The sequence below is a fragment of the Chryseobacterium sp. MYb7 genome, assembly GCF_002979455.1.
Lineage (GTDB): Bacteria > Bacteroidota > Bacteroidia > Flavobacteriales > Weeksellaceae > Chryseobacterium.
Genome location: NZ_PCOU01000015.1, coordinates 36,353 through 63,256, shown reverse-complemented (window position 1 = coordinate 63,256; position 26,904 = coordinate 36,353). Strand labels below are relative to the sequence as shown.

The 26,904-nt window shown below is 37.3% G+C and carries 23 protein-coding genes; 4 read left to right on the top strand and 19 right to left on the bottom strand.

Annotated elements, in window-relative coordinates:
- Positions 1 to 5: 5 nt before the first annotated feature.
- From CQ046_RS13260 to CQ046_RS13250, 3 genes are all read right to left on the bottom strand, one after another.
- The gene (locus CQ046_RS13260) at positions 6 to 518 is read right to left on the bottom strand and encodes a TlpA family protein disulfide reductase (protein ID WP_105702714.1); all 513 of its coding nucleotides are present in this window, start codon (positions 516 to 518) and stop codon (positions 6 to 8) included.
- Complete coding sequence (locus CQ046_RS13255) at positions 511 to 939, bottom strand: hypothetical protein (protein WP_105702712.1); 429 nt, start codon at positions 937 to 939, stop codon at positions 511 to 513. Before CQ046_RS13255 ends, CQ046_RS13260 begins: the two co-directional genes overlap by 8 nt.
- 82 nt (positions 940 to 1,021) lie before the next feature.
- Positions 1,022 to 1,285, bottom strand: a complete 264-nt coding sequence (locus CQ046_RS13250) for a hypothetical protein (RefSeq protein ID WP_105702711.1) — start codon at positions 1,283 to 1,285, stop codon at positions 1,022 to 1,024.
- 108 nt (positions 1,286 to 1,393) lie between these two features.
- Between CQ046_RS13250 and CQ046_RS13245 the strand changes: the two genes are divergently transcribed.
- The gene (locus CQ046_RS13245; RefSeq protein WP_105702709.1) at positions 1,394 to 2,971 is read left to right on the top strand and encodes an FAD-binding dehydrogenase; all 1,578 of its coding nucleotides are present in this window, start codon (positions 1,394 to 1,396) and stop codon (positions 2,969 to 2,971) included.
- Positions 2,972 to 2,989: 18 nt separating this feature from the next.
- The gene (locus CQ046_RS13240; RefSeq protein ID WP_105702708.1) at positions 2,990 to 3,475 is read left to right on the top strand and encodes an SDR family NAD(P)-dependent oxidoreductase; all 486 of its coding nucleotides are present in this window, start codon (positions 2,990 to 2,992) and stop codon (positions 3,473 to 3,475) included.
- Between the two features lie 59 nt (positions 3,476 to 3,534).
- On the opposite strand, the gene CQ046_RS13235 is transcribed toward CQ046_RS13240, so the two are convergent.
- The 6 genes from CQ046_RS13235 to CQ046_RS13205 all read right to left on the bottom strand — a co-directional run bounded on the left by CQ046_RS13235 (position 3,535) and on the right by CQ046_RS13205 (position 10,273).
- On the bottom strand, positions 3,535 to 4,344 hold the full coding sequence (locus CQ046_RS13235; RefSeq protein WP_105702707.1) for a phosphatase PAP2 family protein: 810 nt from the start codon (positions 4,342 to 4,344) through the stop codon (positions 3,535 to 3,537).
- 33 nt (positions 4,345 to 4,377) lie between these two features.
- Entirely contained in the window at positions 4,378 to 6,798 is a 2,421-nt protein-coding gene (locus tag CQ046_RS13230) for a TonB-dependent receptor domain-containing protein (protein WP_105702782.1), read from the bottom strand.
- 52 nt (positions 6,799 to 6,850) lie between these two features.
- Positions 6,851 to 7,606 carry a hypothetical protein gene (locus CQ046_RS13225; RefSeq protein ID WP_105702706.1) on the bottom strand — a complete coding sequence of 252 codons (756 nt, stop codon included), beginning with the start codon at positions 7,604 to 7,606 and terminating at the stop codon, positions 6,851 to 6,853.
- Positions 7,607 to 7,898: 292 nt separating this feature from the next.
- Positions 7,899 to 9,185, bottom strand: a complete 1,287-nt coding sequence (locus tag CQ046_RS13215; RefSeq protein WP_105702703.1) for a sensor histidine kinase — start codon at positions 9,183 to 9,185, stop codon at positions 7,899 to 7,901.
- A gap of 70 nt (positions 9,186 to 9,255) precedes the next feature.
- Positions 9,256 to 9,570, bottom strand: coding sequence for a four helix bundle protein (locus CQ046_RS13210; protein ID WP_317047018.1), 315 nt, complete (start codon positions 9,568 to 9,570; stop codon positions 9,256 to 9,258).
- Between the two features lie 28 nt (positions 9,571 to 9,598).
- A complete protein-coding gene (locus CQ046_RS13205; RefSeq protein WP_105702702.1) occupies positions 9,599 to 10,273 on the bottom strand; it encodes a response regulator transcription factor in 675 nt (224 codons plus the stop codon).
- A 161-nt stretch (positions 10,274 to 10,434) separates the two neighbouring features.
- Here CQ046_RS13205 and CQ046_RS13200 point away from each other — a divergent pair, with 161 nt between their 5' ends.
- Positions 10,435 to 12,282: a chloride channel protein gene (locus tag CQ046_RS13200; RefSeq protein WP_105702701.1), complete on the top strand. Its 1,848-nt coding sequence runs from the start codon at positions 10,435 to 10,437 to the stop codon at positions 12,280 to 12,282.
- 164 nt (positions 12,283 to 12,446) lie between these two features.
- Here CQ046_RS13200 and CQ046_RS13195 read toward each other — a convergent pair whose 3' ends face one another.
- The 6 genes from CQ046_RS13195 to CQ046_RS13170 all read right to left on the bottom strand — a co-directional run bounded on the left by CQ046_RS13195 (position 12,447) and on the right by CQ046_RS13170 (position 22,891).
- On the bottom strand, positions 12,447 to 13,391 hold the full coding sequence (locus tag CQ046_RS13195; RefSeq protein ID WP_105702700.1) for an aldo/keto reductase: 945 nt from the start codon (positions 13,389 to 13,391) through the stop codon (positions 12,447 to 12,449).
- 361 nt (positions 13,392 to 13,752) lie between these two features.
- Positions 13,753 to 15,561, bottom strand: a complete 1,809-nt coding sequence (locus tag CQ046_RS13190; protein WP_105702781.1) for a hypothetical protein — start codon at positions 15,559 to 15,561, stop codon at positions 13,753 to 13,755.
- Positions 15,562 to 15,863: 302 nt separating this feature from the next.
- Positions 15,864 to 17,015, bottom strand: a complete 1,152-nt coding sequence (locus CQ046_RS13185; RefSeq protein WP_105702699.1) for an efflux RND transporter periplasmic adaptor subunit — start codon at positions 17,013 to 17,015, stop codon at positions 15,864 to 15,866.
- Between the two features lie 7 nt (positions 17,016 to 17,022).
- Complete coding sequence (locus CQ046_RS13180) at positions 17,023 to 21,360, bottom strand: CusA/CzcA family heavy metal efflux RND transporter (RefSeq protein WP_105702698.1); 4,338 nt, start codon at positions 21,358 to 21,360, stop codon at positions 17,023 to 17,025.
- Positions 21,361 to 21,560: 200 nt separating this feature from the next.
- Positions 21,561 to 21,893: a hypothetical protein gene (locus CQ046_RS13175; protein WP_105702696.1), complete on the bottom strand. Its 333-nt coding sequence runs from the start codon at positions 21,891 to 21,893 to the stop codon at positions 21,561 to 21,563.
- Positions 21,894 to 21,979: 86 nt separating this feature from the next.
- Positions 21,980 to 22,891, bottom strand: a complete 912-nt coding sequence (locus CQ046_RS13170) for a LysR family transcriptional regulator (RefSeq protein ID WP_105702694.1) — start codon at positions 22,889 to 22,891, stop codon at positions 21,980 to 21,982.
- Positions 22,892 to 22,973: 82 nt separating this feature from the next.
- Between CQ046_RS13170 and CQ046_RS13165 the strand changes: the two genes are divergently transcribed.
- Positions 22,974 to 23,567, top strand: coding sequence for a LysE family transporter (locus CQ046_RS13165; protein WP_105702693.1), 594 nt, complete (start codon positions 22,974 to 22,976; stop codon positions 23,565 to 23,567).
- A 21-nt stretch (positions 23,568 to 23,588) separates the two neighbouring features.
- On the opposite strand, the gene CQ046_RS13160 is transcribed toward CQ046_RS13165, so the two are convergent.
- The 4 genes from CQ046_RS13160 to CQ046_RS13145 form a co-directional block, all read right to left on the bottom strand.
- Positions 23,589 to 24,158, bottom strand: coding sequence for a Crp/Fnr family transcriptional regulator (locus tag CQ046_RS13160; RefSeq protein ID WP_105702692.1), 570 nt, complete (start codon positions 24,156 to 24,158; stop codon positions 23,589 to 23,591).
- Between the two features lie 53 nt (positions 24,159 to 24,211).
- A complete protein-coding gene (locus CQ046_RS13155) occupies positions 24,212 to 24,958 on the bottom strand; it encodes a siderophore-interacting protein (RefSeq protein ID WP_105702691.1) in 747 nt (248 codons plus the stop codon).
- A gap of 2 nt (positions 24,959 to 24,960) precedes the next feature.
- Positions 24,961 to 26,136, bottom strand: a complete 1,176-nt coding sequence (locus CQ046_RS13150) for an MFS transporter (RefSeq protein ID WP_105702690.1) — start codon at positions 26,134 to 26,136, stop codon at positions 24,961 to 24,963.
- A gap of 85 nt (positions 26,137 to 26,221) precedes the next feature.
- Entirely contained in the window at positions 26,222 to 26,830 is a 609-nt protein-coding gene (locus CQ046_RS13145) for a hypothetical protein (protein WP_105702688.1), read from the bottom strand.
- Positions 26,831 to 26,904: the final 74 nt, after the last annotated feature.

The window sequence follows — 26,904 nt, the reverse complement described above, 5'->3', positions numbered from 1 at the left end:
CTGTTCTACTTTTGAATCAGTTTTTCCTTTATCAATTCTTCCAGCTCTTTACCATGAAGATTTTTAGCTAAAATAGTTCCCTGCCCGTCAATAATGACGTTAAAAGGTAGTTCATCAACTTCATAAAGTTTTGCTACAGGGCTTTTCCAGAATTTTAAATCACTGATCTGTATCCAGTTGATATGAAATCTGTCAATCGCTTTCTGCCAGCTTTCTTTATTCTTGTCTAAAGAAACTCCCAGGATTTCAAACTGATTATTTTTTACCTGCTCTGAATAGGTATCATACATCGTTTTCAATTGAGGCTGTTCCTCTACACATGGAGCACACCACGTTGCCCAGAAATCAATCAGAACCAGTTTTCCCTTTAATGTTGAAAGAGAAAATGAAGTTCCATCTGCCTTAGTCATTATAATTTCAGGAGCTTTCTTTCCTATTTCTATTTTGTTTTGGGCAGCAATATATCCTGAAAATAGTATTAAAAATGGTATGGTAAAACCGGTTTTCATCTTAATCATTTGTAGGATAGTTTTTATCTAACCAGTCTGTTTTAATATTTTTCGGAAGATTTAAAAGCTTCGCATTTTTGAAACCCATTTCCATCAGCAATGCAAAAGCAGGACGTATATTAGGACATTTTACAAAAGGACAGCATCCGCAGTAGATCACAATCTCTCTGTTCTTTGGAACATCTTTAAGATAAGTTCTCAGTTTTTCCAGATTTTCAGGCTCATGGGTTGGCCCAATATCTACAGAACCTTTGACAATAGCTTCGGGACCTACTGAAATGATCACAAGATCTTTTACTTTATGCTTTTCAATTCTGGAAGCCAGTAACGCGGGATCCATCAGCTGGCTGCCTTTCCATGGATCCTGTTTTTGCTGTGCATGGCTGAAAACCGAGCAGACAAAGCAAGCAATGATAAACAAATACTTCATACTTCTATTTTTCACAAAGATAGAAATGTTTTGTAGAGTCTGCCTATAGACAAATGGCTCTATTAAAGATATTTTATAGAATTTAAAACCTTTTTGGAGTAATATGAATTACATTTGTCGCTCCGGGTTCTATAATGAGTTGGGTTCCTCTATCTCTTTCATTCTCCCTGCCTCGGATGGCTGATCCGGTGGAAAGCGTCAGTTTTCCCTGAAAAACAGGATGAGGAGGAACAAGCGAAATTTCAATTTCTTCTTCAAGTTGTATAATAATGGATTCAGCTTCAATGAGATGCCTGGTTCCATCCTTTGAAACAGCAAATGCCTGATATATACGATTTTCTTTCATTTCTTTATTTTGTATTAAAGAGTAAAAGTATTAAGATTTTTTTAACGGCTTCATTTAAATATTTAATACATTTATATCAAGTATCATCAACATAAAAATACCTTGAAAATGGAAGATCAATTCCAGCCTGATGCCATTATCATCGGAACCGGACTGGCAGGGCTTACCGCTGCGATGGAAATTACCAATACCGGGAAAAAAGTACTGCTTTTAGATCAGGAAACTGAACAGAACATTGGTGGACAGGCATTCTGGTCCTTCGGAGGATTATTTCTCATCAATTCACCCCAGCAAAGAAGAATGGGAATCAAAGATTCTTATGATCTGGCACTACAGGACTGGAAAGGAACAGCTGGTTTTGACCGTCCGGAAGACTATTGGCCTCGCCAATGGGCTGAAGCTTATCTTAAATTCGCTGCTGGTGAAAAATATGAATACATTTCTAAGTTAAGAATTAAGCTGATGTTTATGGTAGGCTGGGCAGAGCGTGGCGACGGTTCGGCAACGGGTCATGGGAATTCTGTACCTCGCTTTCATGTCAGCTGGGGAACAGGTACGGGAGTTGTAAAACCTTTTGTAGAAAAAGCTTACAAAGCTCAGGAAAAAGGACTCCTTCAGATGAAATTCAGACATCGGGTAACAGAACTTGTAACAGAAAACGGAAAGATAAAAGGTCTTAAAGGAGATATTCTGGAAAATGATACGAAGGAAAGAGGTGCTGAGACCAACAGAAATGTAATCTCAACATTTGAATATACAGCTCCAAATATCATCATTGCTTCCGGAGGAATTGGTGCCAACCATGAACTGGTAAGGAAAAACTGGCCGGAAAGATTGGGAAAAGCACCCGAAAATATGGTGTGTGGGGTTCCTGCTTACGTGGATGGAAAGATGATTGGTATTGCAGAGAAACACGGAATCCGGATACTTCCGGGGCCTTCATCGCTATGGTTTGATGCAAAAGGAAAACGTCTCCCCGCTCCTTTTCTCCCTGGATTTGATACACTGGGAACTTTACAGTATATTCAGGAAACAGGGTTTTCTTATTCATGGTTTATTCTTACTCAGAAAATTATCAAAAAAGAATTTGCCCTCTCAGGCTCAGAGCAGAATCCTGATATCACCAATAAAGATTATTCTCTTTTTCTGAAAAGGATTTTTGGTAAGAAAGCTCCCGAGCCGGTAGAGGCTTTTAAAGAGCATGGAAAAGACTTTATCGTATCCGATAATCTTGAAGATCTGGTTACAAGAATGAATGAACTGGCAGGAAATAATCTGTTGAAATATGAAAAGATAAAATCTCAGATTGAAGCGAGAGACAGAGAATTAGACAATAAATATTCAAAAGATACTCAGGTTAATTATATCCGGAATACCCGAAATTATTTAGGTGATAAATTGGGACGTGTTGCAGCTCCGCATAAGATTTTAGATCCTGAAAACGGACCTTTGATTGCTGTACGTCTTAATATTTTAACCCGCAAAACGTTGGGGGGAATAAAAACCAATCTGAATGGTCAGGTATTAAGAGATGATGACAGCATTATTGAAGGGCTGTACGCTGCAGGAGAAGCTTCCGGGTTTGGCGGCGGCGGAATGCATGGCTACAGAGCTCTGGAAGGTACATTTCTAGGTGGCTGTATCTTTTCAGGAATGAAAGCCGGAAAATACATTGCCAGACTTTAAAATTTAATACTATTGAATATGAGCAGCTATTTCGATCACAAAGTAATCTGGATCACAGGAGCATCATCAGGCATTGGGGAAGCTCTGGTAAAAAATCTGGCACAAAACAGCAACGCCAAAATCATTCTCTCCTCCAGAAAAGAAGAACAGCTTCATTTGGTAGCTGGAAATGCTGGTTTGAGTAAAGATCGATATGCAGTGATCCCTCTGGATCTTCAAAATTATAAAGAAATGCCAGCCCTGGCCGCAAAAGCATCGGAACAGTTTGGGAAGATTGATATTTCTATTAATGCTGTTACCGGAAACGGCTCATTACAGGGTACAATGGATGATGCCACAAAGAATGGAATGCCTGTAGATATTTTCGCAAAAAAGATGTTGCATGCTATTGAGAAACAGAAAAGGCAAAAAGCTATAGGAGGCAAAGAAGTTATGGCTGTTTACCTCAAAAGATTCTTTCCGGATATACTGGCGAAAATAATCCGTAAGGCCAAAGTGGTGTAAAGAAAAAAGCACCATTCAAGGAGAAATGATGCTTTACTAAGTATAATGAAGAATTTGTTTTAAAAGGTTTTTACAAGGCTAATCCCCACAATTTTATTCTGATAGAACGGCATGACCATTGTGGAGGATAATGAAGTTTTAACTTTATTTTTTCCTCGTAATAAATTGTCAATTTTCGGAAATAGCCAATAAGCCAGCTCTGTAGAAAGAATTCCGAATCCGGCTCCTGCCACAACGTCACCCAGCCAGTGCTTATCATTCAGCATTCTGTATACTCCGGTGAAAATCGCAAACGGATATCCTGAAATACTGAGCCATAAATTGGTATCTTTATATTCCCGGAACATAAACTGTGCTGAAGAAAATGCGGTGGCCGCATGTCCCGAAGGAAAAGATAAAGTATTCGAACCGTCTGGTCTTTCCTCTTTCACAAGATATTTTAAAGGCATGGTAAAAGCAGCCGCAATCAACTGTGAGGAAGCGTAAATGATGGTGCGGTCTCTCAGGTTGTGTTTTCCCTTTATTCCCATTGCATTGAGCCCGTATACTATTACTGCCGGAGCATATTGGGTATAATTGTCCAGCTGTATCTGTGTAGGCTGATGTTCGTTGATTTCAACCTTTGTGGATAGATTAAGCTGCTTCAGATTCTTGATGGAAAGACCTGCTACTCCATAGGCAATGAATGCTGTAGGAATAATGAGGCTTTTATAATTCAGTTTACTTTTTTGAATTTCCGTTGTGAGAATACTATCCTGAGCAGGCTTTTCAACGTTTATTGTATCAGTTGTATTCTGAGCATTGATCCGGCTTAAAGCTGAGCTCAAAATCATTACATACACCAGTGTTTTTTGAAACTGTTTTTTCATGCTAAATCACATTTAAAATTATCCGATTTTATATTAAAATTTATAGCTGTATCCCAAACGAAGTACCTGGGTTTCATAGTAATCATTGCTGGTATAGGCAAATCCGTTACCCTGTAAAGACTTCTGGATTACCATTGTGTTGAGTAAATCTGTTGCATTTAAAAAGAGTTCACCCTTCCCTTTCTGAATAGCTTTTTTTACCCCTGCATCCATTGAGAATCTTGACTGTATTCTTCCCTGCGGAATAATATCCGGAGCCAGATAAACAAGGGTAAACTGTAAATCCAATCCTTTTGAGAAATGAAAAACGTTATTCATTTTAATATTCCCTGAGATAGCGGTTTGTCGGTCTGCAGAGAATGTATTGGGCTGAGGATAGAGATTTTGTACAGTAAATGCATCGATCTGATTGCGGTATATATTTCCGTTGACATTAAGAGAGTATATATCAGATACTTTTTGATTCCAAATCGTTTCAAGCCCTGTGTAATAGCTTTTTCCTGCATTCTGGAAAATGGCATAAATAAGCGTACTATCCGGAACAATACTGGAGATTCTGGTGATGGTTCCATTAGCAAAACGGTGATACAGTGCAGAATATAAATATCCGCTATCCCAGTTGCGTTTATATCCAAGTTCAACGGAATTCGTAAACTGGGGGCGTAATGCAGGGTTTCCTACCTTAATAATTTCTGCATCATCATATTTTGGGAAAATTCTGATATCCACTTCATTCGGGCGGTCTACCCTTCTGTTATAGAAAATAGAAAACTTATTACGGTCATCCAGCTTATAAGCAAGTCTAAAATTCGGGAATGGCTGGGTATAATTGTACCCGTCACTTTTGTAGGTTGGATGGTTTGGATTGACATCATACTGAATTTTCACATATTCTAATCTGAGTCCCAATTCTGCTTCCCATTTCTCATTTTCAAAAACATAATTTCCATATACAGCAGGGATAAACTCTTTATAATCTGCCTTTCCACCTGCAGAAACATCCAGAACAGAGTTAGTTCCCGGAATAAAATTCATATTGGTAGGAATGCTTCTGTTTCTCAGCTTAATTCCTGTTTCAATTCGTCCATATTTCAGCGGTTTTACATAATCTACATTGAAATCATATACCTGTTCATCAGATAATAGCTTAAAAGCATCGGTTCCTGAAGAAGAAGGAAGATAATTATCATAGAAATATTTTTCATCCTCTCTATGGAAAGTATAATTAAATCCTACATTCAGCACATGTCCGGCTTCTTTGAATTTATGCTGATAAGAAGCTGTTCCCATTACTGTTGTTTTCAGTTCATCTTCCAGAAACTGCCACAGACGAAGACGCTGGGACATATCCCCATTGAAAAACGGCTGATCTCCCCTGTCGATAATTTTCTCACTTCCGTACATTCCTGAAATGGTTAAGGTATTTTGATGATCAATATTCCAGTCGATTCCGGCTTTGGTGGTGAAGAAATTGGTATTTCTGTTTCTTTTCAGCTGGGAACTGATGACCGTTCCGTTATCATAAGTACGGGTTACAAACTCATTCTTGTTAAGTGTTTCCGTATAAAGATTATCTGCCTGTAAAAATATATTGACTTTGTTTTTTCTGTAATTAACAGACAATGAAGGATTAATCTTTGGCGTGAGCGTATATTGCGGTCTTATCGTAGGAAGGTTTTCCTTTCTTACCCAAAGTGAACCTAAGCCTGTGGTAAACCCCGCTTTTCCGTTCCATCCGTTTTGCTTATTTTTTTTCATAATAATATTGATGATTCCGGCATTTCCATTCGCATCATATTTCGAGGAAGGATTGTTGATGATCTCAATTTTATCAATCGCGGAAGCTGGAATATTGTCCAGTCCGGTCTGGCTTCCAAAACCGGTGAGAGCAGTTTGTTTACCATCAATTAATACTGTTACTTTATCATTCCCTCTAAGCTGTACTTTGCCATCCTGTACGGTAATTCCGGGAAGATTCTGCATGCTTTGTAGTACAGAACCCCCACTTTGGCTGATATTATCTGCTACAGAGTAGGTTTTCTTATCAAGACGATTGTCTATTTCATTCTTTTTGGAGGCCGTAATGGTAATGGCTTCTATTTTGTTTTCCGTTTCCTGTTGCTGAACAAGCTCAATCGTAGGAATTTCCAGAAACTCGGATAGGCTTCCTATAAAAATAGGCTGTGTCTGTGTTTTATATCCGATGAGGGAAGTTTCCAGAACATAATGATCCGGTTGTATTCCGGTAAGAGAAAATCTGCCTTCTTCATTGGTAATTGTTCCGGCTGTAAAAGTGCTGTCTTTTTCTTCTTTTAAAATAATATGGGCATAAGGTAAAGCTGTTTTGTCTATACCTGTGATCCTTCCTGAAGCTGTCACAGAAGCTGTCTGTGCAGAAACAAGAGAAGAGACCATTATACAGGCTGGAAAAAATAACAGGGCTGCTTTATTCATTCTTCTGGTTTTTATTTTCTTTAAAATCATTTTCATTATAACAGATGTTGAATTATTCGTTTTGAAAGGGTAATTCCCGGTTGTTTTTTCTTTGTGAAACAATAATCATCAATACCATCAGAGCAAGAGATATCAGAGAAGCATTCAGGGTTCCCCGATCAAGACCTCCTTTAGCTAAAGGTTTTGTTAAAAGATCTCCGAATGTGGCACCAAATGGTCTGGTAAAAACAAAAGCAATCCAGAACAGCAAAACATGATTGATCTTGGTGGCATAATGAAGCACTACAACGATCAGAATAATCAGTCCGGTAATCAAAGCTCCGGTCATATAGCTGAGTCCTAAATTATCACTCAGAAAATCTCCAAAAGCAGTTCCCAGACTGTTGGAAAATAAGATGGCAGTCCAGTAATACAGTTCTTTATTCCTTTCAAAAATGGGATACACCTCAAGGTTACCGTACTTCTTATACCATAAAAACAAAGAAAGTAAAAGACCGGAAAATAAAATTAAGCTGCCTGTGAGGTATCCGGCTTTCAGTGTTCTGTCGAGACAATCAGAGATTTCCGTTCCTAAGGTTGTATTTCCTATAATCACCATCCAGTAAATTGCCGGAATATATCTTTTCGAACGGAGCTGTACCGTTACAATGATTATAAAAAACAGCAGGGTAACAAGAATTCCTACAACATATCCGAGATTAAGTGTCATAGAAATAAAATCACCTAAAGTTTCTCCTAATGTGGTGGCTACAATTTTCATCAGCCAAAAAAGAAGAGTCACGGCTGCAACTTTATTTGCTGTTCTCATTCCGATTTAATTTATATTGAATAAATGATACCGGAGAATTACAAGTATCTGTATCTGGAGAAAAAAAATCATTGATTCGTGCAGCCGAATTTTTCCAACGGGAATCGGAATGAAACCGGCGTTGCTTCCACAAGTAGTGGCGATTTGGCAGATAAAGATCTTTTCCTGCCCATAAAAGGAATGTTTTTACAATCATTTCTAAATAAAATTTATACCTCAGTATGTTTTCAATACAAAGGTGCCATCCGATTTAGAAGAAATTTAGAATTGCCGGAATCTGGAAATTTTTTAACTATATTTTAACAGTGAAAACATGGTTTTGATTCTCAAACCTGTAACTGATGGTCCAATGATGAAACCTGCAGATTTCCTGAATAATAGAAAGGCCAAGCCCGCTTCCGCTGTTATCCGTTGAAAGTTTTGAAAATCTTTTGAATAACAAATTCGTGTCCAGCTTTTCCATCCCGGAATTGGAAATTTCGAAACCCGAATGGGTAAGCTGTATGGAAATGCTGCCCCCGAGAGATGTATGCCGAATCGCATTGATGATAAGATTGTTGATTAATATTTCTGCCAGAATATTGTTTCCGCTTACCTGTACTCCATTTGAAATGTGTTCTGTAACGGAAATATTTTTTTGCTCGAAGTGTTCTCCGAGAATATCAATACTTTGATGAAGCAAATGATCAAACGAAATAATTTCCGAACTGTCGAACTGATTGTTTTCAATTTTAGCAAGCAGCAAAAGGTTTTTATTGATACGGGAACTTCTTGTAAGTGCCCTGTTCATATCTTCTGCAATGCTGTATTGCTTCTCGGTAAGATTCTGATCCTGAAGTAAAAGATCCAGTTTGTTTTTAATAATAGCCAGCGGAGTTTGCAGTTCGTGGGAAGCATTTTCAGTGAACTCTTGTTGGGTTTTATATGTGGAAATATTCCGTTCTATAAGCTTATAAAGGGATTGATTAAGCTCTTCAAATTCAGTAGTATCAGAAGCCGGAAATTCTATCGTATTCTGACTATTAAGATTAAATGTTTTAAGCTGGTTCAATGTACTTCTGAAAGGTTTCCAGATAGATGAAGAAAGTTTTCTGTTAAGATATAAAAGCCCAACGACAATCATTACAAAAAAGAAGATGGTAATCATCGCAATGACGGCTATGGTTTCATGAGATTCCTCAATATTGGTCTGTATGGTAAACAGATAAGGTTTGTTGTGAATATAAATGACTTTTTCAAGACACCTGTAACGTTCTTTTTTTTGTTCCGAAATGAATGGAAGATGTCTTTCATAAGTATAAATAGTGTCCCGCTTTACCTGATTGGGAGAAATTCTTTCAATATTGGTTTCTGGCTGAATATGATTCCATAATTCAAGACTTTTGTCGAGTGCTTCTTCCGAAAGCTGCAGCTGATTGAATTCATAAGCCGTTTTCTCTACAATAATCTGATTGTGCTCATCCAGTTCACTTTTCCAGATCGTATCCACCACAAAATAGTACACAGGAATACTGATCATCAGTACAATGAGTACGTAGATAAGAAAGGGTTTGGTGGTTTTGGTAAGTAGAGGCTTCACAGTAATTATGAATTATAAATTATGAGTTATGATTTATTTTTTGTTGTAATGATGATACTTCGGATTATTTTTAATATTTCTGTAGCTTCATTATTGATACTTTCATATTCTGTGGATGATAAATATCTGTCTGAAACAAAAGCTCAATCCAGTAAATAGATTCATCACACTCCTTTTGGGCGATAGCGAGTTTATGAATAAAATCTGCCTTACTTTCTGCATTCTGCGATTCTCTTATTAAGGCTCCCACTGCTGTTCCGCTTCTTAATAGTTGTTTACTCAGAACATATTCATTCTTAGCAGTTGAGAGATATTTATAAAGATTAATGATCCTAATTGTAAAACTAAAACTTTTATCTTTCAGCACATTTTTCTTTTCACTCATAATTTATAATTCATCATTCATAATTACTCTAGCTTTCCCACTTATACCCCGTTCCGTACACTGTTCTAAGATAATGGCCGCATCCCGCGTCATAGAGCTTTTTCTTAAGGTTTTTTACATGGGCATATACAAAATCATGATTGTCAAGCATATCAGCAAAGTCTCCGGAGAGATGTTCCGCCAGCGTACTTTTAGAGATTACTTTATTTTTGTTTCCGATAAAATAAATGAGGAGATCAAATTCTTTCTTAGTCAGCGAAATAACTTCATCGTTTACAGCTACCGTTTTGGCTAACAGATCAATCTGAAGTTCATTCTGTTTTACTACATTGGAACTGCTGAATTGTTTTCTCCGGATAATAGAATATACCCTTGCCATAAGCTCAGAAAGATGAAAAGGCTTGGTGAGATAATCGTCTGCACCCAGTTTCAGTCCTTCAATTTTATCATCAAGAGCATTTTTTGCAGAAATAATAATCACACCGTCCTGTTTCTGTTGTTTTTTTAATTCTTCCAGAATTGTAAGTCCATTTCCATCAGGAAGCATAATATCCAGCAAAATACAGTCATAATCAAATGTTTCTATTTTACTCATAGCTTCACCAAATGTGCTGGCCGTTTCGCAGAGATAATTTTCTCCGGAAAGATATTCGGAAATACTTTGAGCAAGCGCGGCTTCGTCTTCAATAATGAGAATTTTCATGCGATAAATCTATTACCAAATTTAGAAGAAATTTTGAATTTTAAATTAAAAAAATAGAATCTATAGAACAAGTGTAAAGGTTCAAAAGGAGGTTTTTTGTGATATATTTCATAAATTTACAGAACTGTATCAATCTGATGATAGTGTAAAATATTTCCAAGGTGAAAATTCACAACAAAAAAAAGTACCTGAGCTTCCTTAAATTTAAAAGAGATTTCCAAAAATACGGTCTGGAAAAAGCACGCAGTTATGAACTTATTCTGCATTGGCTGAACAACAGGCTGAGCAGAAACCAATTTCTTGTTCTTTCCGGAATTCTGGTTGGCTGTACGGCTGGTCTTGCGGGAGTTATCCTGAAAACTCTGGTGCACAATATTCATTATTTCATTACCAATAAAGTTCATTTTGAATATCAGATATTATTTTATATCGTTTTTCCTTTTTTAGGAATTGTTCTGACTACGATGATCGTTCTGACCCTATTTAAAGGTCAGGATCGTAAAGGGATTGGAGCCATTTTGTATGAAATTGCACAGAACTCCAGTATTGTAGCGTCCGTTAAAATGTATTCTCAGGTGATACAAAGTGCTGTTACCGTAGGATTGGGAGGTTCTGCCGGCTTGGAAAGCCCTATTGCCGTTACCGGAGCTGCTATTGGTTCCAATTATGCACAGACCTACAGACTAAGCTATAAAGAACGTACTTTATTGCTGGCTGCTGGTGCTACTGCCGGGATTGCATCTGCTTTTAATGCTCCTATTGCCGGAATTATGTTTGCCTTTGAGATTCTTTTGACCGGAGTAGTCTTCACAGATTTTATTCCACTGGTTGTGGCTGCGGTCTGCGGAAGCCTTTTGTCGAGGATTTTGCTTCAGGAAGATGTTCTTTTCAGATTTTATACGAGAGATCCGTTCAACTATAAAAATGTTCCATATTATCTTATTTTAGGAATTGTCACAGGGTTGTATGCCCGTTATTTCGTTATTATTTCTCAAAAAGTAGAACATTTTATAAAAGGACTTCAGCTTTCGAGAATGCGTAAAGCGATGTTCGGAGGAGCTGTCCTTTCTCTATTATGTGTTCTTTTTCCTCCTCTGTTTGGGGAAGGATATGAAACGGTAAAAGCTTTTACCAACGGAAATACCTACACTATTATTGAAAACAGTTTTTTTAGATATTTTGAAATCGGAGACTGGACCATTATCATATTTTTGGTTCTGGTATTGCTTTTAAAGGCATTTGCAACCTCATTCACAATCTTCAGTGGTGGAAATGGTGGAAACTTTGCCCCTTCTCTTTTTGCTGGAGGAACTTTGGGATATTTGTTTGCATTGGTTTGTCAGCATATTGGGTTTACAGATGTTCCGGTGACCAATCTTGTACTGGTTGGAATGGCAGGCGCTATGAGCGGTGTACTGTATGCCCCGCTTACGGCTATATTTCTGATTGCAGAATCAAGTTTTGGATATGATTTGTTTATTCCTCTAATGATTGCTTCCATTATATCCTACCTTATTGCCAAATGGTTCTCTCCTATTTCTCCGGAACTAAAATCTTTAGCAGATGAAGGAAAGATTTTCACCAATAAGCATGATAAAAACCTTCTTTTTGCTTTAAGAACTGAAGATTTTATTGACAAATATTCACAGACCATTAATGAAAATGCTCCTGTTACAGAGCTGTTTGAAATGGTAAAGAATGGTGATAAAAATATTTTTGCCGTTGTGGATGAAAGCAGAAAACTGAGAGGGGTTCTTACTTTAGATGATATAAGACCTTATTTGTTTAATAAAGAAATGGAAACGTCTCAGACAGTGACTCAAATCATGAAAGCTCCATCAGCGGTTCTTCATCGCGAGAATAAACCATTGGATATTCTGCAGACCTTTGACGATACAGGAGTATGGAATTTACCTGTAGTGAATGACAATAATGATTTTATCGGTTTTATCTCAAAATCATCCATATTAATGAGCTACAGACAGCTTTTGAAAGAATATTCCGATTAATAGTAATAACAGAATATAACAACCGAAAACCTGAATTCCCATCCTCTGGAGGGGTGGCGAAAATTCAAAGAATTTTTGACGGGGTGGTTAACATCGTCGAATGATAAAAAAATCCGTTCACTGCTGAACGGATTTAATTTTAGTCTATAATAAAGTCGAAAAAATTAGTTACTTGCGTTATTCAGCAGATCAATATCTTCCTGGTCTAAAATAAGTTTTGGTGCATTGAATACCGCTTCAAGTTGTGATGCACTGGTAGCACTTACAATAGGTGCTGTGATCAATGGATTGGATAGCAGCCATGCCAGAGAAACCGTTCCTTGCGTGGTATTGTGTTTTGCACTCACCTGATCCAGTGCTTTTAAGACTTCAAGCCCTTTTGGATTTAAATATTTTCTTACTCCTTCACCTCTTGCACTTTTTGCAAGATCTGCTTCATCGCGGTATTTACCTGTTAAGAAACCTGCTGCCAGAGACCAATATGGAAATACACTTAAATCAAACTGCTCTGCAAGAGGAGCATAATTTTGTTCAAAGCCTTCTCTTTCCATTAAATTATAATGAGGCTGTAAAGCGACATATTTAGGAAGGTTATTCTTTTCCGCAGCTTCAAATGATGCTTTCAAACGTTCCGGAGATAAGTTGGAAGCCGCAATATAACGTACTTTTCCAGCCTTAATGATCTCATCATAAGCGGAAAGGGTTTCCTCTACCGGAGTGGTATTGTCATCAAAATGCGTATAATAGAGATCAATATGATCCGTCTGAAGCCTTTGTAGAGACTCATCTACAGATTTTAGAATATGCTTTTTGCTGATATCATAACCGTGTTCTTTTGTTTCTGAACCCACTTTGGTTGCCAAAACGATGTCATTACGGTTAGCTCTGCTCTTCATCCACTTTCCGATGATCTCTTCAGACTGCCCTCCTTTTCCGTTTACCCACCATGAATAGGTATCTGCAGTATCTATAAAATTGAATCCTGCTTCAACAAAGCGGTCCAGTATATCAAAAGACTGTTTCTCGTCCAGCGTCCATCCAAAAACATTTCCTCCGAAATTGATTGGCGCAATCGATAAATCGGTGTTTTTGATTTTTCTTTTTTCCATAAAAATAATTTACTAAGTGAGCTCTAAGGTAAGCAATATTAAGTCTGGGGAATATTCAATATAGCCATTCACGCAATAGTTATTATAAATGAAAATGCTGATGTTTCCTCAGTTTTTTTGACTAAATATTTGTTGGAAAAGCGCAAAGGCGCAAATAAATTAAAAACTAACTGCTTTAAGAGGCAAAGATTTTATCTCCGATAAAATTGAATGCTGTTTATTTTATATCTCTTTCTGAAAATCTTACATTGAGCAAAGTCGAAATATTCTTGCACCGGTGTGTTTTCCAACAAAAACAACTAAAAAATAAAAACAGCCCATGTAAAAGCTGTTTTTATTATCTATCAATTAAAAAATACGGTTATTTTTCAACCTGCGGAACCTCAATAGCGATAAGCTGAAGCTTATATTCCTGTAATTGCAGGTTGATGGTTGATAAACCGTTACTGAAGAATGATGATGCTTTAAAAAGCTCATGATAATATGCTATCCCTTCAAGAACATTTTTCTTGAAAGCGTTCCATTTTTTGGTCTGAGAATGGGTAATCTGCACAGTAGATTCTGAAACTTCTTTTTTCAGATAATCTACATACATTTTCAATTCGTTAATAAACATGTTCGGACGTTGGTTGTCGGAAAGAATATTGGTGTTTCCATAAATATGTTGCACCATTTCCGAAAGAGAAACTTCCTTGTCAAAAAAGGCAATATTAGGTCCCGGACATATCACAACGCCTTGTTTTTCGCCTTTAATTTCAAGGTTTTGCTCCATGTATGCAGCATTCACCAGCCCAACACACAGGCAGGCTTTGTCTGTGATTTCTGATTTTCTCCTGTTGAATTCCTTTTCAGGCAAGGTTTCCTTGTTGTCGTACAACTCTTTCAGTTTGATATCCTGATACTTTCTGGAAGCGGTACAGGTTCCTTCCCGAGAAAATTCTTTGCTTAGCGCCAAAAGTTTTTTTGGACATGAACTTCCATATTTCCCCTTTGCTTCTTTTTCATACTTCAATACTTCATTAGATGTCCCTTTTACGGTATTGAAAGGCACTCCCAGCGGAGAAATATTACTCAGATAAAAATCCTGTTCTTTTGATTGCACAAGTAAATTTCGGGTTTCGGTATCTACAGAGGTTGCTTCCGGAACCAATAAAAATGGTGAACCCCATCCAACACTGTCTACACTGTAATTAGCCAGCAGAAACTCGTGTTCTTCAGAAGTTCCTACTCCCCCCTGAACGGTAATTTTCATTTCCAAAGGCTCAGAAACTACATGCTTTCCTTTCTGTGCTAAAGCAGCTATCATTAAGGCATGAGCAGATTGTATCAGATCATTTTTTTTCTGCTTGAATTCTTCCATAATAGGTCCCAGAAGCATTCCTTCGGTTGCAAAAGCATGGCCTCCACAATTCAGTCCGGATTCTATCCTGTATTCTGATACCCACAACCCTTTTTTGGCCAGAAAATTCCCCTGAATCATGGCAGAACGGAAATCGCTTACTTTAAGAATAATTTTCTTTTTGATCTTTCCGTTTTCATCCGGGAAAAAATCTTCGAACTCTTCCATATAGCTGTACAAACGAGGATTCATGCCTGCAGAAAGAACCATTGATGATGATAATTTACTTTTGGCAAATCCACGCAGTGAGGCATGGGCGTCGTTGTACATCACAGGAAGCTGTTCGTTATTTTGATAATTGTCTTTATCTACTTTCGTCATGATATTGACATCAATACTTCCCGGTTTTAGATTGGATTCAATGAAGTTTTTGATATTGAAACTCCATTCATCCTTTTGATTAATAAGATTCTGAAGGCTGTTTTTGAGATCTGAAGTATTGGGAAGCATGGCCATGAAGTCCCTCAAAGCCTCTTTATTTTTGCTGATTTCCTGTTTGAAAGATTCAAATTTCTCATTCACGATATCATCTACCATATCCAGATAAGCGGTAACTCTTTTTGCTCTGTAATCCTCTGTTTTTGTTGAAATTCCGAAATAATCAAGATTGAACTTTTTATTGTAAAAGTTCTTCATCTTTTCCAGGATTTCATCATCAATGATGGAGATCACAGAAGAAATTCCATATTGGGCAACTCGAATTGGGCTGTCTATGGTGTAAGCCAGTCCCATTACCGGAATATGGAAATTGTGCAAAGTTTTTTTTGTCATAAAGTTTTTGATAAAAGTTCTTTTATTATTCATCTAAAAATCCTTTACAACTATTCACTTCCTAAAAATATTATTTTAAAATGAATTATGCATAAAATAGTATTTGTCAATATGTAAAACATGTCAAATGTCATGTTTCTATTTTCATTAATTAAATAAATCGATAAAATTGATTCTCCCTTTGTTCTCTTTACTTTATAATACATAACTGTGATAACTTTACGTTGATTTTTTAGTCATAATAAATAAAAAAGACCATTCGAAAGAATGATCTTTTTTAATAATATAGAATTTATTTAATACTATTCTGCTTTGTTTTTAAGCATCATCAGAAGGCTGTAAGCTCCTTTCTGTACAATTTTCTTATCCTTTAAAAAATCAGCTTTTAATACCTCTGTAAACTGGTCATCTGAAATTCCGGTCACTATGGGAATCATTTTGTAATTGGATTTACCAAGGTCTTCAAAAACATAATTTTTGTTTTCAAAAGAGACTACCGCTTCGTTGGGAAGTCCTTGTGTATAACGACTGCTGATATTTACTTCGGCATTCACATACATTCCTTTTACAAATTCAGTATTTACAGAAGATAATTTGGCGATTGCCGTTGCAGAACCTCCGTTTTCAATACTTGGAACTACGCTGACAATTTTAGCATTCGATTTCACATCCGGATGCTGGTTATTGTACACCAAAATTTCCTGTCCCAATTTTACATCATTCACATCATTTTCAAAAATCTTTAGCTCCAAAAGTAATCCAGCTGGATTGATGAGTTCAAATAAAGTATCTGCAGGGTTGATATACTGCCCGTTATTCACCAGAATTTTGCTTACAAAACCTGTAAACGGAGCATAAATATTGATCTTACTTCTGATATTTCCGGTAGTCAGACCTTTGGCGTTAATTCCGATGATTCTCAGCTTTTCTTCCAGCCCTTTTAAAGTAGCGTTCAAAGTAGAATAATCCGCCTGAGCGGTCTGCATAGTCTTATCGCTGCTGGCTTTGCTTGTATTCAAATCTTTCTGACGGTTAAAATTCAGTCTTGCCGCTTCGAGCTGAGCTTTTGTCACCAGATAATCTTGCTGCAATTGTATAAACTGAGGATCTTCCACAACAGCGAGTACCTGTCCTTTACTGAAATGGCTTCCATTAATGACATTGATAGACTTGATATGTCCACCCATAATACTGGAAACCAAACTAATGTGGGAAGGTGCAATTTCTGCTTTTCCGTTCAGCCTTACCAGTTTCTCCATATTCCTATTTTGAATGGTGGTGGTTGTTAACCCTACAGACTGAATCTGTTTTTCTGTAAGATGAACGGAGTTTTTGTCATTTTTAGAAAATTTAGTGTTTTCGTAAACGGTTTTTTCCTCTTCTTTTTTTCCTGAACATGAAGATAAAGTAAGGATGAAAGCAAGGCTGTATAGTGATATATTCTTGAAATGCATGATGGTATTATTTTGAAATTAAGAATTGAAGTTCAGCTCCGATCTGATTAAGTTTTTCCAGCTGATCAATATAATCTGCCTTGGTTTTTACGGCCTGATTCACCAGTATCACCCAGTTCAGATAATCTATTTCCCCTACTTCCATTTGTTTCTGGGCTGTTTTTAAAATGATTTCAGATTTTGGAAGCTGTTTTTGTTGATAATTTTCGATGATCCGCTGTTGGTTCATATAATTATTTAACTGTTGATTCAGTCTGTTTTTAAGCTCAATTTCTTTTCTCTGATATTGATTTTCGGAGATGGCGATTTTAGCTTGTGCTGCTTTGGCTAAAGCTCTTTGTCCTTTTGTAAACAATGGAATTCCCACTCCCACCTGAACTGAGTTGAAACGATTATTATTGATGTTTTTCATACTCTGATTGGTATATCCTATAAGAAGATCCGGAAGCAGTCTGCTTTTTTCAAGTTGTACTTCTGCCTCACCTACTTTAATCTGTTGCTGCAGATATTGAAGTTCAGGGTGCTGTTTTACCATTTCTTCAGAAATCTGTAGACCAATGTTCATTGTAGGCTGGTCTGCAATGGGTTGGTAAGGTGTTGTAGATTGAAGTAATAACTGAAGCTGAAGTTTAGCGATATTCAAATCATTTTCAAGAGTATTCAACTGTACTTTTACCTGTTCTTTCTGAATTTCAGCGGTAGATTCCTCCAGAATATTGGCTTCTCCTTTTTTTAATCTTAATCCGGCTTTGTCTGCAAAATTATTATACAGCTGGCTGATGTATTCCAGCACTTTTTTCTTCTCCTGAAGCACCAGTATCCTGTAGAAAACGTCTGTAACTTCTTTGTTAAGCTGTGTTTTGGTCAGATTCTGATTGATGACACTGGCAGACCACTCGGCATCCAGCATTTGTTTTCTTTTCGAATAGACGGTCGGAAAGCTGAACCTCTGAGAAATTCCGAATGAATTATCCGTTTCCTCTCCCTGAATTTGCCCAAATCCACCTGTAACTTCCGTTTGGGGAATATCCAAATAGCTGGCCTTCAGTTTTTCCTGATAATCTGATACTAATTTTGAGTTTTTAAGAGTACCGTTCTGCTGGTATGCTTTTTCCAAAGCCTGATCATAGGTGATGTTTTCCTGAGCCTGATTAATTCCGAAGGACAATAACAACAAGAAAACAGACAGTTTTTTATAGTTGAGTTTTTTTGAGAATTTCATTTTATCTTTATTAATATGTTCAAACAGGACGTATAAAATTGGAAGTACAAATAAGGTTAAAAGGGTCGCAAGCATCAAACCACCGATGACAACAGTAGCCAACGGTCTCTGTACTTCGGCTCCTGCACCGTTGCTGATTGCCATGGGAAGAAATCCCAGAGAGGCTACAAAAGCGGTCATTAAAACGGGACGAAGCCTTATTTTTGTACCTATGAGTACAATTCTGTTGGTATTATTTATTCCATTCTTTTTCAATCGGTTAAACTCAGATATTAAAACAATTCCATTAAGTACAGCAACTCCAAATAAAGCGATGAATCCTACCCCTGCACTGATACTGAAAGGCATACCTCTCAACGCAAGAAAATACACACCACCTATCGCTGATAATGGGATAGCGGTGTAGATCAGCAAGCTGTGTTTTACAGAACCAAAAGCAAAGAACAATAACAGGAAAATCATCACTAATGAAATAGGAACTGCTATACCTAATCTGGCTTTGGCTTCATTTAAATTTTCAAAAGCACCTCCGTAAGAAATGGTATATCCCGGCGATAGTTTCAGATTTTTACCTGCTTTTTGCTGAAGTTCTTCCACGATGCTCTGAACATCTCTTCCTCTTGCGTTAAATCCTACGATAATTCTTCTTTTGGTATCTTCTCTCTGAATCTGGTTCGGACTGTTTTTAAGCTCTACTTTAGCCAGCTGTGACAATGGAATCTGCTCTCCCGAAGAAGTAGGAACCAGAAGATTCTGAATGCTGGTAATATCTTTTTTGTGCTCATTATCCATTCGGACAACGATATCAAATTTCTTTTCTCCTTCATACAAAGCTCCGGCAGTCTGGCCGGCAAAAGCCATATTGATCACTCTGTTAATATCTGCTACCGAAATATTATATCGGGACAGTTCGGAACGGTTATAATCAATCACAACCTGCGGAGCACCAACTACAGGCTCAATATAAAGATCCTGCGCCCCTTTTACAGTACTGATGATACTTCCAATTTTTTTGGCATACGTGGAAAGGCTGTCCAGATCTTCGCCGTAAATTTTACAAACCACATCCTGTCTGGCTCCGGTCATCAACTCATTGAAACGCATTTGCACCGGAAATTGGAAACTTGTTGTAAGCCCGGGAATAACACTTAATGCTTTACTCATTTTGTCAGAAAGTTCCGGGAATGATTTTGCAGAAGTCCATTCTTTTTTCGGTTTCAAAACAACAATCATATCTCCGGAATCCATCGGCATTGGTTCTGTAGGAATTTCAGCACTACCGATTTTCATAACTACCTTTTCCACTTCAGGAAACTGTGTTAAAAGGATATTTGCGGCCTGAGTGGTGGCTTTTTTAGTCTCATTGATATTACTTCCCTGAAGGATTCTCATTTCAACTGCAAAGTCGCCTTCCTCCAAAGACGGAATAAATTCTCCACCCATTCTGGAAAGCGTAAAAACAGCTCCTGCAAACAGAATCAACACGCCAATAATTATAGTTTTTCTGAATTTAAGAGCTTTCATCAGGAGTTTCTGATGTCCGGTTTCTACTTTACCCATGACGCGGTCTGAAATATTCTCTTTTTCCTTTTTCTTTCTGCTTAATACCAGAGAACTCATCATTGGAATATAAGTCAGGGATAGAATAAATGCCCCAATCAATGCAAAAGCAACGGTCTGAGCCATAGGTTTGAACATCTTTCCTTCAATTCCCTGAAGCGTAAAAATCGGAAGATATACGATTAAGATAATGATCTGACCGAAAACTGCACTGTTAACCATTTTGGTCGCAGAGCTTGAAACCTGGTCATCCATTTCTTTTTTGGTGAGCATATCGTCTTTCCCAAAATGCTTTTTATAGGCAAGCTGATGCAGTACGGCTTCCACAATAATGACGGCTCCGTCTACAATAAGACCAAAATCCAGCGCTCCAAGGCTCATCAGATTTCCTCCTACCCCGAAAATATTCATCATGATAATGGCGAAAAGCATAGCCAAAGGAATAACGGAAGCCACCAGTAATCCTGCTCTGAAATTTCCTAAAAATAAAACCAGAATGAAAACAACAATCAAAGCCCCTTCCATCAGGTTTGTTTTTACGGTACTGATGGTGTTGTTCACCATTTTAGCACGATCCAGAAAAGGTTCAATCACTACTCCTTCCGGTAATGATTCCTGAATTTTTTCTAATCTTTGCTTGATATTTCCGATCACTACATTGGCATTTTCACCTTTCAGCATCAGAACAATTGCTCCGGACACTTCTCCGGTATCATTATAAGTCATAGCGCCATACCTTGTCGCATAACCGATCTTTACAGACGCTACATCTTTTATATGTACAGGAATGCCATCTTTGGTTTCCGCTACCTGAATGCTTCCAATATCTTCTGTACTTCCCAGAAGTCCTTCGCTACGGATAAACAGAACGGTTTCTTTCTTTTCAATGTATGCACCGCCAGTGTTCTGATTATTCTTTTCCAGCGCTGCAAAAACATCATTGATATTGATGTTGAACGCCTGTAGTTTATTAGGGTTAATGGCAATTTCATATTGTTTCAATTTTCCTCCGAAACTGCTCACATCTGCCACGCCTTTTGTTCCGAGAAGCTGCCTTCTGACCACCCAGTCCTGAATGGTTCTCAGTTCTGTTTCATCATATACATTTTCGTATCCTTTTTTGGCTCTTACCACATATTGGAAAATCTCTCCCAATCCTGTTGAAATGGGCCCTAATTCGGGCTTTCCGATTCCGTTCGGTATATTGTCCTGAACAAGCTGCAAACGCTCCTGAACCTGCTGACGTGCCCAGTACACATCGGTATTATCATCAAAAACGACAGTTACTAATGAAAGTCCAAAACGTGAAAAGCTTCTCAGTTCTTTAATTCCGCTAATGTTGCTGGTAGCTTGCTCAATAGGAAAGGTTACAAGACGTTCTATATCTGCCGCCCCATAAGAAGGAGCCGTGGTAATGATCTGAACCTGGTTGTTAGTAATGTCTGGCTGAGCGTCAATGGGAAGTTTGGTGGTTTCATAGACTCCAAAAAGGATGAGTGCCCCTGTAAACAGAGCAATGATGAGTTTATTCTTTACAGAAAACTCAATAATTTTATTTAACATGGAAAAACTATTAATTGTAATCCGGAATGCTTTATAGAAGCTGAAATTCACCCAAAATTCAAGGTATCAAAACAAGCGTTTGTAACTTCTCTGGTTCAGGTTTAAGCATCAATACATCGCATTACGAATTAATGGATATGTAACAAGAATTCACTACTTTAGGTAAAAACATAAAGTATTAATTTTCAATGTAAAGTGGGTTAAGAAAGCCGTGGAGGCTGGAAAATCTGAGAAAGATATTGATTGGAGAAATCTTTTTCCTTATAAATACTGCTTTTTTGGGAAACAGTAATTTCCTTAGGTTTTTTTATTTCGAATGAAAGTTCCGGAAGCTGGGCATGTACGGTAAGTACAATTGGCGGATTGATAAATGGCAGTTTCTGATCGGCATCCCAATCAGAATCCTCCTTGTGATTATCATAATGCTCCATTACAAATTCTGAAAAGCTTCCATGGTATTCCATGAAGTGCTCAACAAACATAGGCACTTTCAATACTTCCCCCGCATTGGTGGTAGCCAGTACATACATCATTGAACATAATATGGAGAACCATTTTAACATGGATGCAAATATAAGGCTTAAATTTTTCTTAAGAAGGCTCAGATATTAATTTTCTTTTAATTTCTCAGGCTGACAGCAGGTTCGCAGATCATTTGTTCATTAAGAATTTTTAAAAAAAGCTCCATAGCAGGGCTGATCCATTTATTAGAATGATGAGCCGTAATCATGGTGATGGTACGCTGAAATCCTTTGATGACAATCTCTGTTATCTCTCCTTTTTCGATTTCTTCTTCTACAACAAAATGTGGTAAACATGCTATTCCCAGATTATTCATGATACTTTTTTTGATAGCTTCTATGCTCCATAGCTCGATATTCTGACCGGTTGTGATATTTTTTTTCTTAAGATATTCTTCAAAATACTGCTGATAAACACCATTCGGATCATTATTGATCACTGAGCATAATTTTATCTGATCTTTTTTGTCAAAATTTCTCTCCTGCTGTGAAAATATCGGGGATGCCATCACCCCTACTGTGAACGTAGAAACTTCTGTGACTTTGATCTGATCATCATATCCATATACCTGATAATGAATACCCAGATCAATATCATTCCGGATAATTTCTTTCTGAACTTCATAGCAGTTTCTTACTTTTAATCTAAGCTTTACATCAGGCGCTGTTTCAATAAACTCTTTCAGTACAGGTTGCAGGATATACGTAAGCAGGCTGTCAGAAACTGAAATATTAAGGCTTCCTTCTACTTTTCTGTCTTTTGAATTCAGCTGTCTAATCTGCTCTATCTCCTCTTCTATTTTTTTAATGTGAGGAATCAGTTTTAAAGATTGTTCAGTAGGAAGCATTCTTCGGCCTATTTTTTCAAACAAAGGAAATTTTACTTCATTTTCAAGCTGTTGAATCTGATAACTGATGGCAGATAATGAGTAATTAAGCTCTTTAGCAGCATCCTGAAAATTTCCCTTTTCAACAATTGTTTTAAAACTTTTGAGCTGATGAATATCCATACTTTAATATTTTCGAAGTAAAAGTATAAATAATTCCGATTGTTTGAAGCGTTTACGCTCTTTAATTTTGTTAAAAAAATATATGTGGTTTTCATTTTTCATTTACAGCGTCCTGACGGCACTTCTTCCTGGTCCCAATAATATTCTTGCTCTGAACAGCAGTATGAAATCAGGATACCAAAAGAGTAAAACATTGCTTCTTGGGATTTATTCGGGGTTTACGATGGTAATGGTACTGTCTGCTTTTTTTACAGGTTTTCTTTTGAATACCTATGGCTTCCTTCTCAATTACCTGAAATATATTGGTGCGGCTTATCTCATCTATCTTGCATGGTCGGTAATTTCCGGAAAGCCCATCGAAATTGATATTGAAAAAGAAGAACAGTCTTCCCATTCTACAGGAGATTTTTGGAAAGGATTTTTGTTGCAGCTAGTTAATGTTAAGATTATTATTTACGGGATAACAGCATTTAGCAGTTTCGTTTTCCCTCAATACAAAGAGCTGTGGATCATTCTTATTTTTGCTTTTTCCCTTTCTTTTATAGGTAATTCGGCTACCTGGATATGGGCAGTCGCCGGACAAAAGCTACACCATTTTCTGAACCGTCATTATAAAGTGGTCAATATTATTATGGGAATTCTGCTATTATATTGTGCGGTAAGTTTATTCTTATAATTGCTTATTAAAAATAATAGATCAAAGCCTTGATTTCAATCTGCTTAATGTTTCCTGTGAAATATTGAGATAAGAAGCCACCATTTTATTGGAAAGTCTTCTTACGACAACCGGATTTTCATCTAGAAGTTGACGGTATTTTTCAAGAGCATCCTGAACAAGGAAAGACATAAGCCGTTTCGTATTGTTAACATAAGCCGTTTCCAGATAGATCCTGTAAAACTTTTCCCATTGTGGGATAATGTCCAGAAGATGGTAGAAGTTTTTATGAGTAATAAAATAGACTTCTGAATCCTCTATGGCTTCTATGAATTCCTCAGAGGGTTCAGAAGTAATAAAACTGGTAAGTGCTGTTGCAAACTGATTTTCAAAAGCAAAATATCTGGTAGAGTCCTGCCCTTCTTCATTGATAAAAAATATACGGAGACAGCCATTGACGACAAAAAAAGTTCTCTGGCTGTTCTGCCCGTTGGCAAGAAGAATTTCATTCTTTTTTAACTGAAGAGGACTGAAATAAGAAAGAATTGTTTCCAATTCCTGATCCGTTACTGATATTCTATTGTTGATATATGAAGTTAAAAGTTCCTGCATGTAAGCAAAAATAGGGATAAATGGCTTTGCTTACACTGTTTCATCTCTAATATCTACGGGTTTTCTGCCTGTCCGGCTTTCCAGTACGAGCAAATGTACATTCCATGAGGATCCCATTCCAGTATTGTTTTGAAATAAGTACGAAGCTCATGCACGGTAGTGTATTCTGCGGCGATGTAAACATATTCTTTTAAAACTCCGGGAGGGAAATCAATAGATTTTACTTTTTCTGCAAGCTTACTTCCCTGCTCAGGATGAGGATTGTGCAGCCATTCTACCGAAATATCTGCCGCAGAACACAGGGTCAACTCGTCCTCTTTATCTGCTACTTCCAATATTATTTTTGCTCTTACATAAGATGGAAACTGTTCTGCGATGGTACAAATCACAGGTAGTGCCGTTGCGTCTCCTGCCATCAGATAAAAATCAGCTTCAGGAATTAAAGGTTTTGTACTTTCTTTCATTCCTATTTCTAAAAGATCTCCCGGATTGGCTTTCAATGCCCAGGCAGAAGCCGGACCATTATCACCGTGAACAACAAAATCAATGCTCAGTTCCTTTTTTTCCAGATCAATTTTTCTGTTGGTATAAGTTCTCATAACAGTGCCACTTTCCTCAGTTGGGATAAAGATTTTGTTGTTAGAACCAGATTTCACATTGGTTAATAATTCAGCCTTGTTTTCATCAATATGAAATACAACACGGATAAGATGTGGGGTAATCAATAGTTTCTTTTTAACGGTAAATACAGAACGTATTTTTTTCGTTTCTTTTATTTGAGTTGTTACAGCGTTTTCCATTTTTATTTTTTATTAAATAGTAAAATAACCATTGCAATGACACAGCTGATTCCTCCAAGTAAGTATACAGTCTGATAATCAAACCATCCGGCAATTAATCCAGCAATAGGCCCTGCCAGCCCTAATGAAAGATCAACAAAAGCTACATAAGCTCCTAATGCGGTTCCTCTCATCTGTGGTTTTACTTTTTGAATAGCAAGAACGCCCAACGCTGGAAAAATCAATGAAAATCCAACACCAGTCAATCCACAGCCGATAATAGCGGCTATTTTTGAACCAGAAGTCCAGATTAGCATTTGTCCTGCCACTTCTATGATCAGAGAAATTAATGCGATTGTAAAACCTCCGTACTTGTCAGGAAAAGAAGCGAAGAAAATTCTAGTTAAGACATAACATATTCCGAAAATCATAAAAGCAAGCGAAGCATCACCCCAATTTTTCTCTGAAAAAAATAAAGCAATAAAAGAGGCAATACATCCAAAAGCCATTGATGAAAAAGCAAGGCTTAAACCCTGACCTGATATGGCACCAATTACTTTGTAGAAAGGTGTTCTCACATGATCTTTATCTACAGGAATAGATGGAAGTTTTGCAGTGGAAAGCCATCTTACCAACGGAAGTAAGGCAATAAGAATAAAGGCCGGCAAAATGTTGTATTCTTTACTCAACCAGATACTGAGAGGGGCTCCAATGGCAATTCCGGCATACATGGCAATACCATTCCAGGTCATTACTTTTCCGGAACTGGAAGCCCCTACAAGATCTATTCCCCACGTTAATGCTCCGGTAACCAGAAAACTTTCACCCACCCCATGAATGATTCTCGCTAATATCAGAAAAGCAAGTGAAAGAACCGGATGAGCCTGAAGCAAGACGGCCAAAACGTAAACAATTCCTGCAATAACAGCCAGTATTACGCCAGCCATTTTACTTTTCTTAGCTCCTCTGGTATCTGTTATTTTTCCGGAATAGGCACGGGTTAAAAGTGTTGACAGCGATTGTAATCCAATCACAAGCCCTACAATAATGCTGTTAAAGCCTAAAGTGTTCTGGACAAACCTGGGAAGAACTCCCAAAGCAATTCCTATGGTAAGGTATACTGCAAATACCGAAATAATAATTGGAGCGGTTGCCTGGTAGAAATTAATAGTCTGCCCTTTTTCTAATGTTGTACTCATAAATTTTGTTTAAAATATTCGGGTGCAAATGTCCCTGTACAACAAATACAAAACTTTGACTTAGATCAAAAAAGGCAGAAGTATTTTAATCAAGATTCAAAAAACCATCAGTAAGCTGCTTCCATTGTATTTTAGCAGCCCCCATCATTCCTCCGGGTGCAATGATAAGATTTCTTATAATATCAAGAAAATTAGCATTAAGATTAGGCCTTTCATTTCGTCCGTATACTGCGGCTTTCAAGTGAGCCGGATTTCTGGAGATCATAAAGGTAGAGCTGGCAGCAGAACTGTAAAAATGAGCAATATGCCTGCTTTTTTTATTTTGCGGATTGATGGATGGTCTGCAGATTATCGATATACTTTCGGAAAAGCTGTCCTGATAGAAACAGATATCACTAATTTCTACCCAATCATATCCTTTGGCTTCCTTCTCACCTGGTCCCGGAATATCAATACGGATAAAATCTCCTTTTTGAGGTTCACGATCTACCGGATGACCATTGAAGTCATAGAGTTTAAATGCTGCAAATGTCTTTCCGCAAAAATCTTCCCATTTATTAATTGATAAGAATCTTTCTCTCAATATTTCAAACTTCAACGGAATTAAGTCCTGCTTAAATAGTATTCTGCTTTCCGTATCGTGGAAACCTCCGAATGTTTGTGTAGGAACTCCCTTGAATGTTTTTGGCCCCATGCAATTATATGTTTTGGAAAACTAATACAAAAACCGTACTGAATTTTATGAGTAGCGTCATAAAATAGTTAAAT

Bases quoted from the DNA above. Each gene is read 5' to 3' on its own strand.
- CQ046_RS13185 (WP_105702699.1), bottom strand. From the start codon at position 17,015: ATGCATTTCAAGAATATATCACTATACAGCCTTGCTTTCATCCTTACT.
- CQ046_RS13175 (WP_105702696.1), bottom strand. From the start codon at position 21,893: ATGATGTATGTACTGGCTACCACCAATGCGGGGGAAGTATTGAAAGTG.
- CQ046_RS13255 (WP_105702712.1), bottom strand. From the start codon at position 939: ATGAAGTATTTGTTTATCATTGCTTGCTTTGTCTGCTCGGTTTTCAGC.
- CQ046_RS13160 (WP_105702692.1), bottom strand. From the start codon at position 24,158: ATGCAGGAACTTTTAACTTCATATATCAACAATAGAATATCAGTAACG.
- CQ046_RS13165 (WP_105702693.1), top strand. From the start codon at position 22,974: ATGTGGTTTTCATTTTTCATTTACAGCGTCCTGACGGCACTTCTTCCT.
- CQ046_RS13225 (WP_105702706.1), bottom strand. From the start codon at position 7,606: ATGAGAACAGCAAATAAAGTTGCAGCCGTGACTCTTCTTTTTTGGCTG.
- CQ046_RS13260 (WP_105702714.1), bottom strand. From the start codon at position 518: ATGATTAAGATGAAAACCGGTTTTACCATACCATTTTTAATACTATTT.
- CQ046_RS13155 (WP_105702691.1), bottom strand. From the start codon at position 24,958: ATGGAAAACGCTGTAACAACTCAAATAAAAGAAACGAAAAAAATACGT.
- CQ046_RS13205 (WP_105702702.1), bottom strand. From the start codon at position 10,273: ATGAAAATTCTCATTATTGAAGACGAAGCCGCGCTTGCTCAAAGTATT.
- CQ046_RS13230 (WP_105702782.1), bottom strand. From the start codon at position 6,798: ATGAATAAAGCAGCCCTGTTATTTTTTCCAGCCTGTATAATGGTCTCT.
- CQ046_RS13180 (WP_105702698.1), bottom strand. From the start codon at position 21,360: ATGTTAAATAAAATTATTGAGTTTTCTGTAAAGAATAAACTCATCATT.
- CQ046_RS13240 (WP_105702708.1), top strand. From the start codon at position 2,990: ATGAGCAGCTATTTCGATCACAAAGTAATCTGGATCACAGGAGCATCA.
- CQ046_RS13190 (WP_105702781.1), bottom strand. From the start codon at position 15,561: ATGACAAAAAAAACTTTGCACAATTTCCATATTCCGGTAATGGGACTG.
- CQ046_RS13195 (WP_105702700.1), bottom strand. From the start codon at position 13,391: ATGGAAAAAAGAAAAATCAAAAACACCGATTTATCGATTGCGCCAATC.
- CQ046_RS13170 (WP_105702694.1), bottom strand. From the start codon at position 22,891: ATGGATATTCATCAGCTCAAAAGTTTTAAAACAATTGTTGAAAAGGGA.
- CQ046_RS13235 (WP_105702707.1), bottom strand. From the start codon at position 4,344: ATGAAAAAACAGTTTCAAAAAACACTGGTGTATGTAATGATTTTGAGC.
- CQ046_RS13250 (WP_105702711.1), bottom strand. From the start codon at position 1,285: ATGAAAGAAAATCGTATATATCAGGCATTTGCTGTTTCAAAGGATGGA.
- CQ046_RS13210 (WP_317047018.1), bottom strand. From the start codon at position 9,570: ATGAGTGAAAAGAAAAATGTGCTGAAAGATAAAAGTTTTAGTTTTACA.
- CQ046_RS13150 (WP_105702690.1), bottom strand. From the start codon at position 26,136: ATGAGTACAACATTAGAAAAAGGGCAGACTATTAATTTCTACCAGGCA.
- CQ046_RS13245 (WP_105702709.1), top strand. From the start codon at position 1,394: ATGGAAGATCAATTCCAGCCTGATGCCATTATCATCGGAACCGGACTG.
- CQ046_RS13145 (WP_105702688.1), bottom strand. From the start codon at position 26,830: ATGGGGCCAAAAACATTCAAGGGAGTTCCTACACAAACATTCGGAGGT.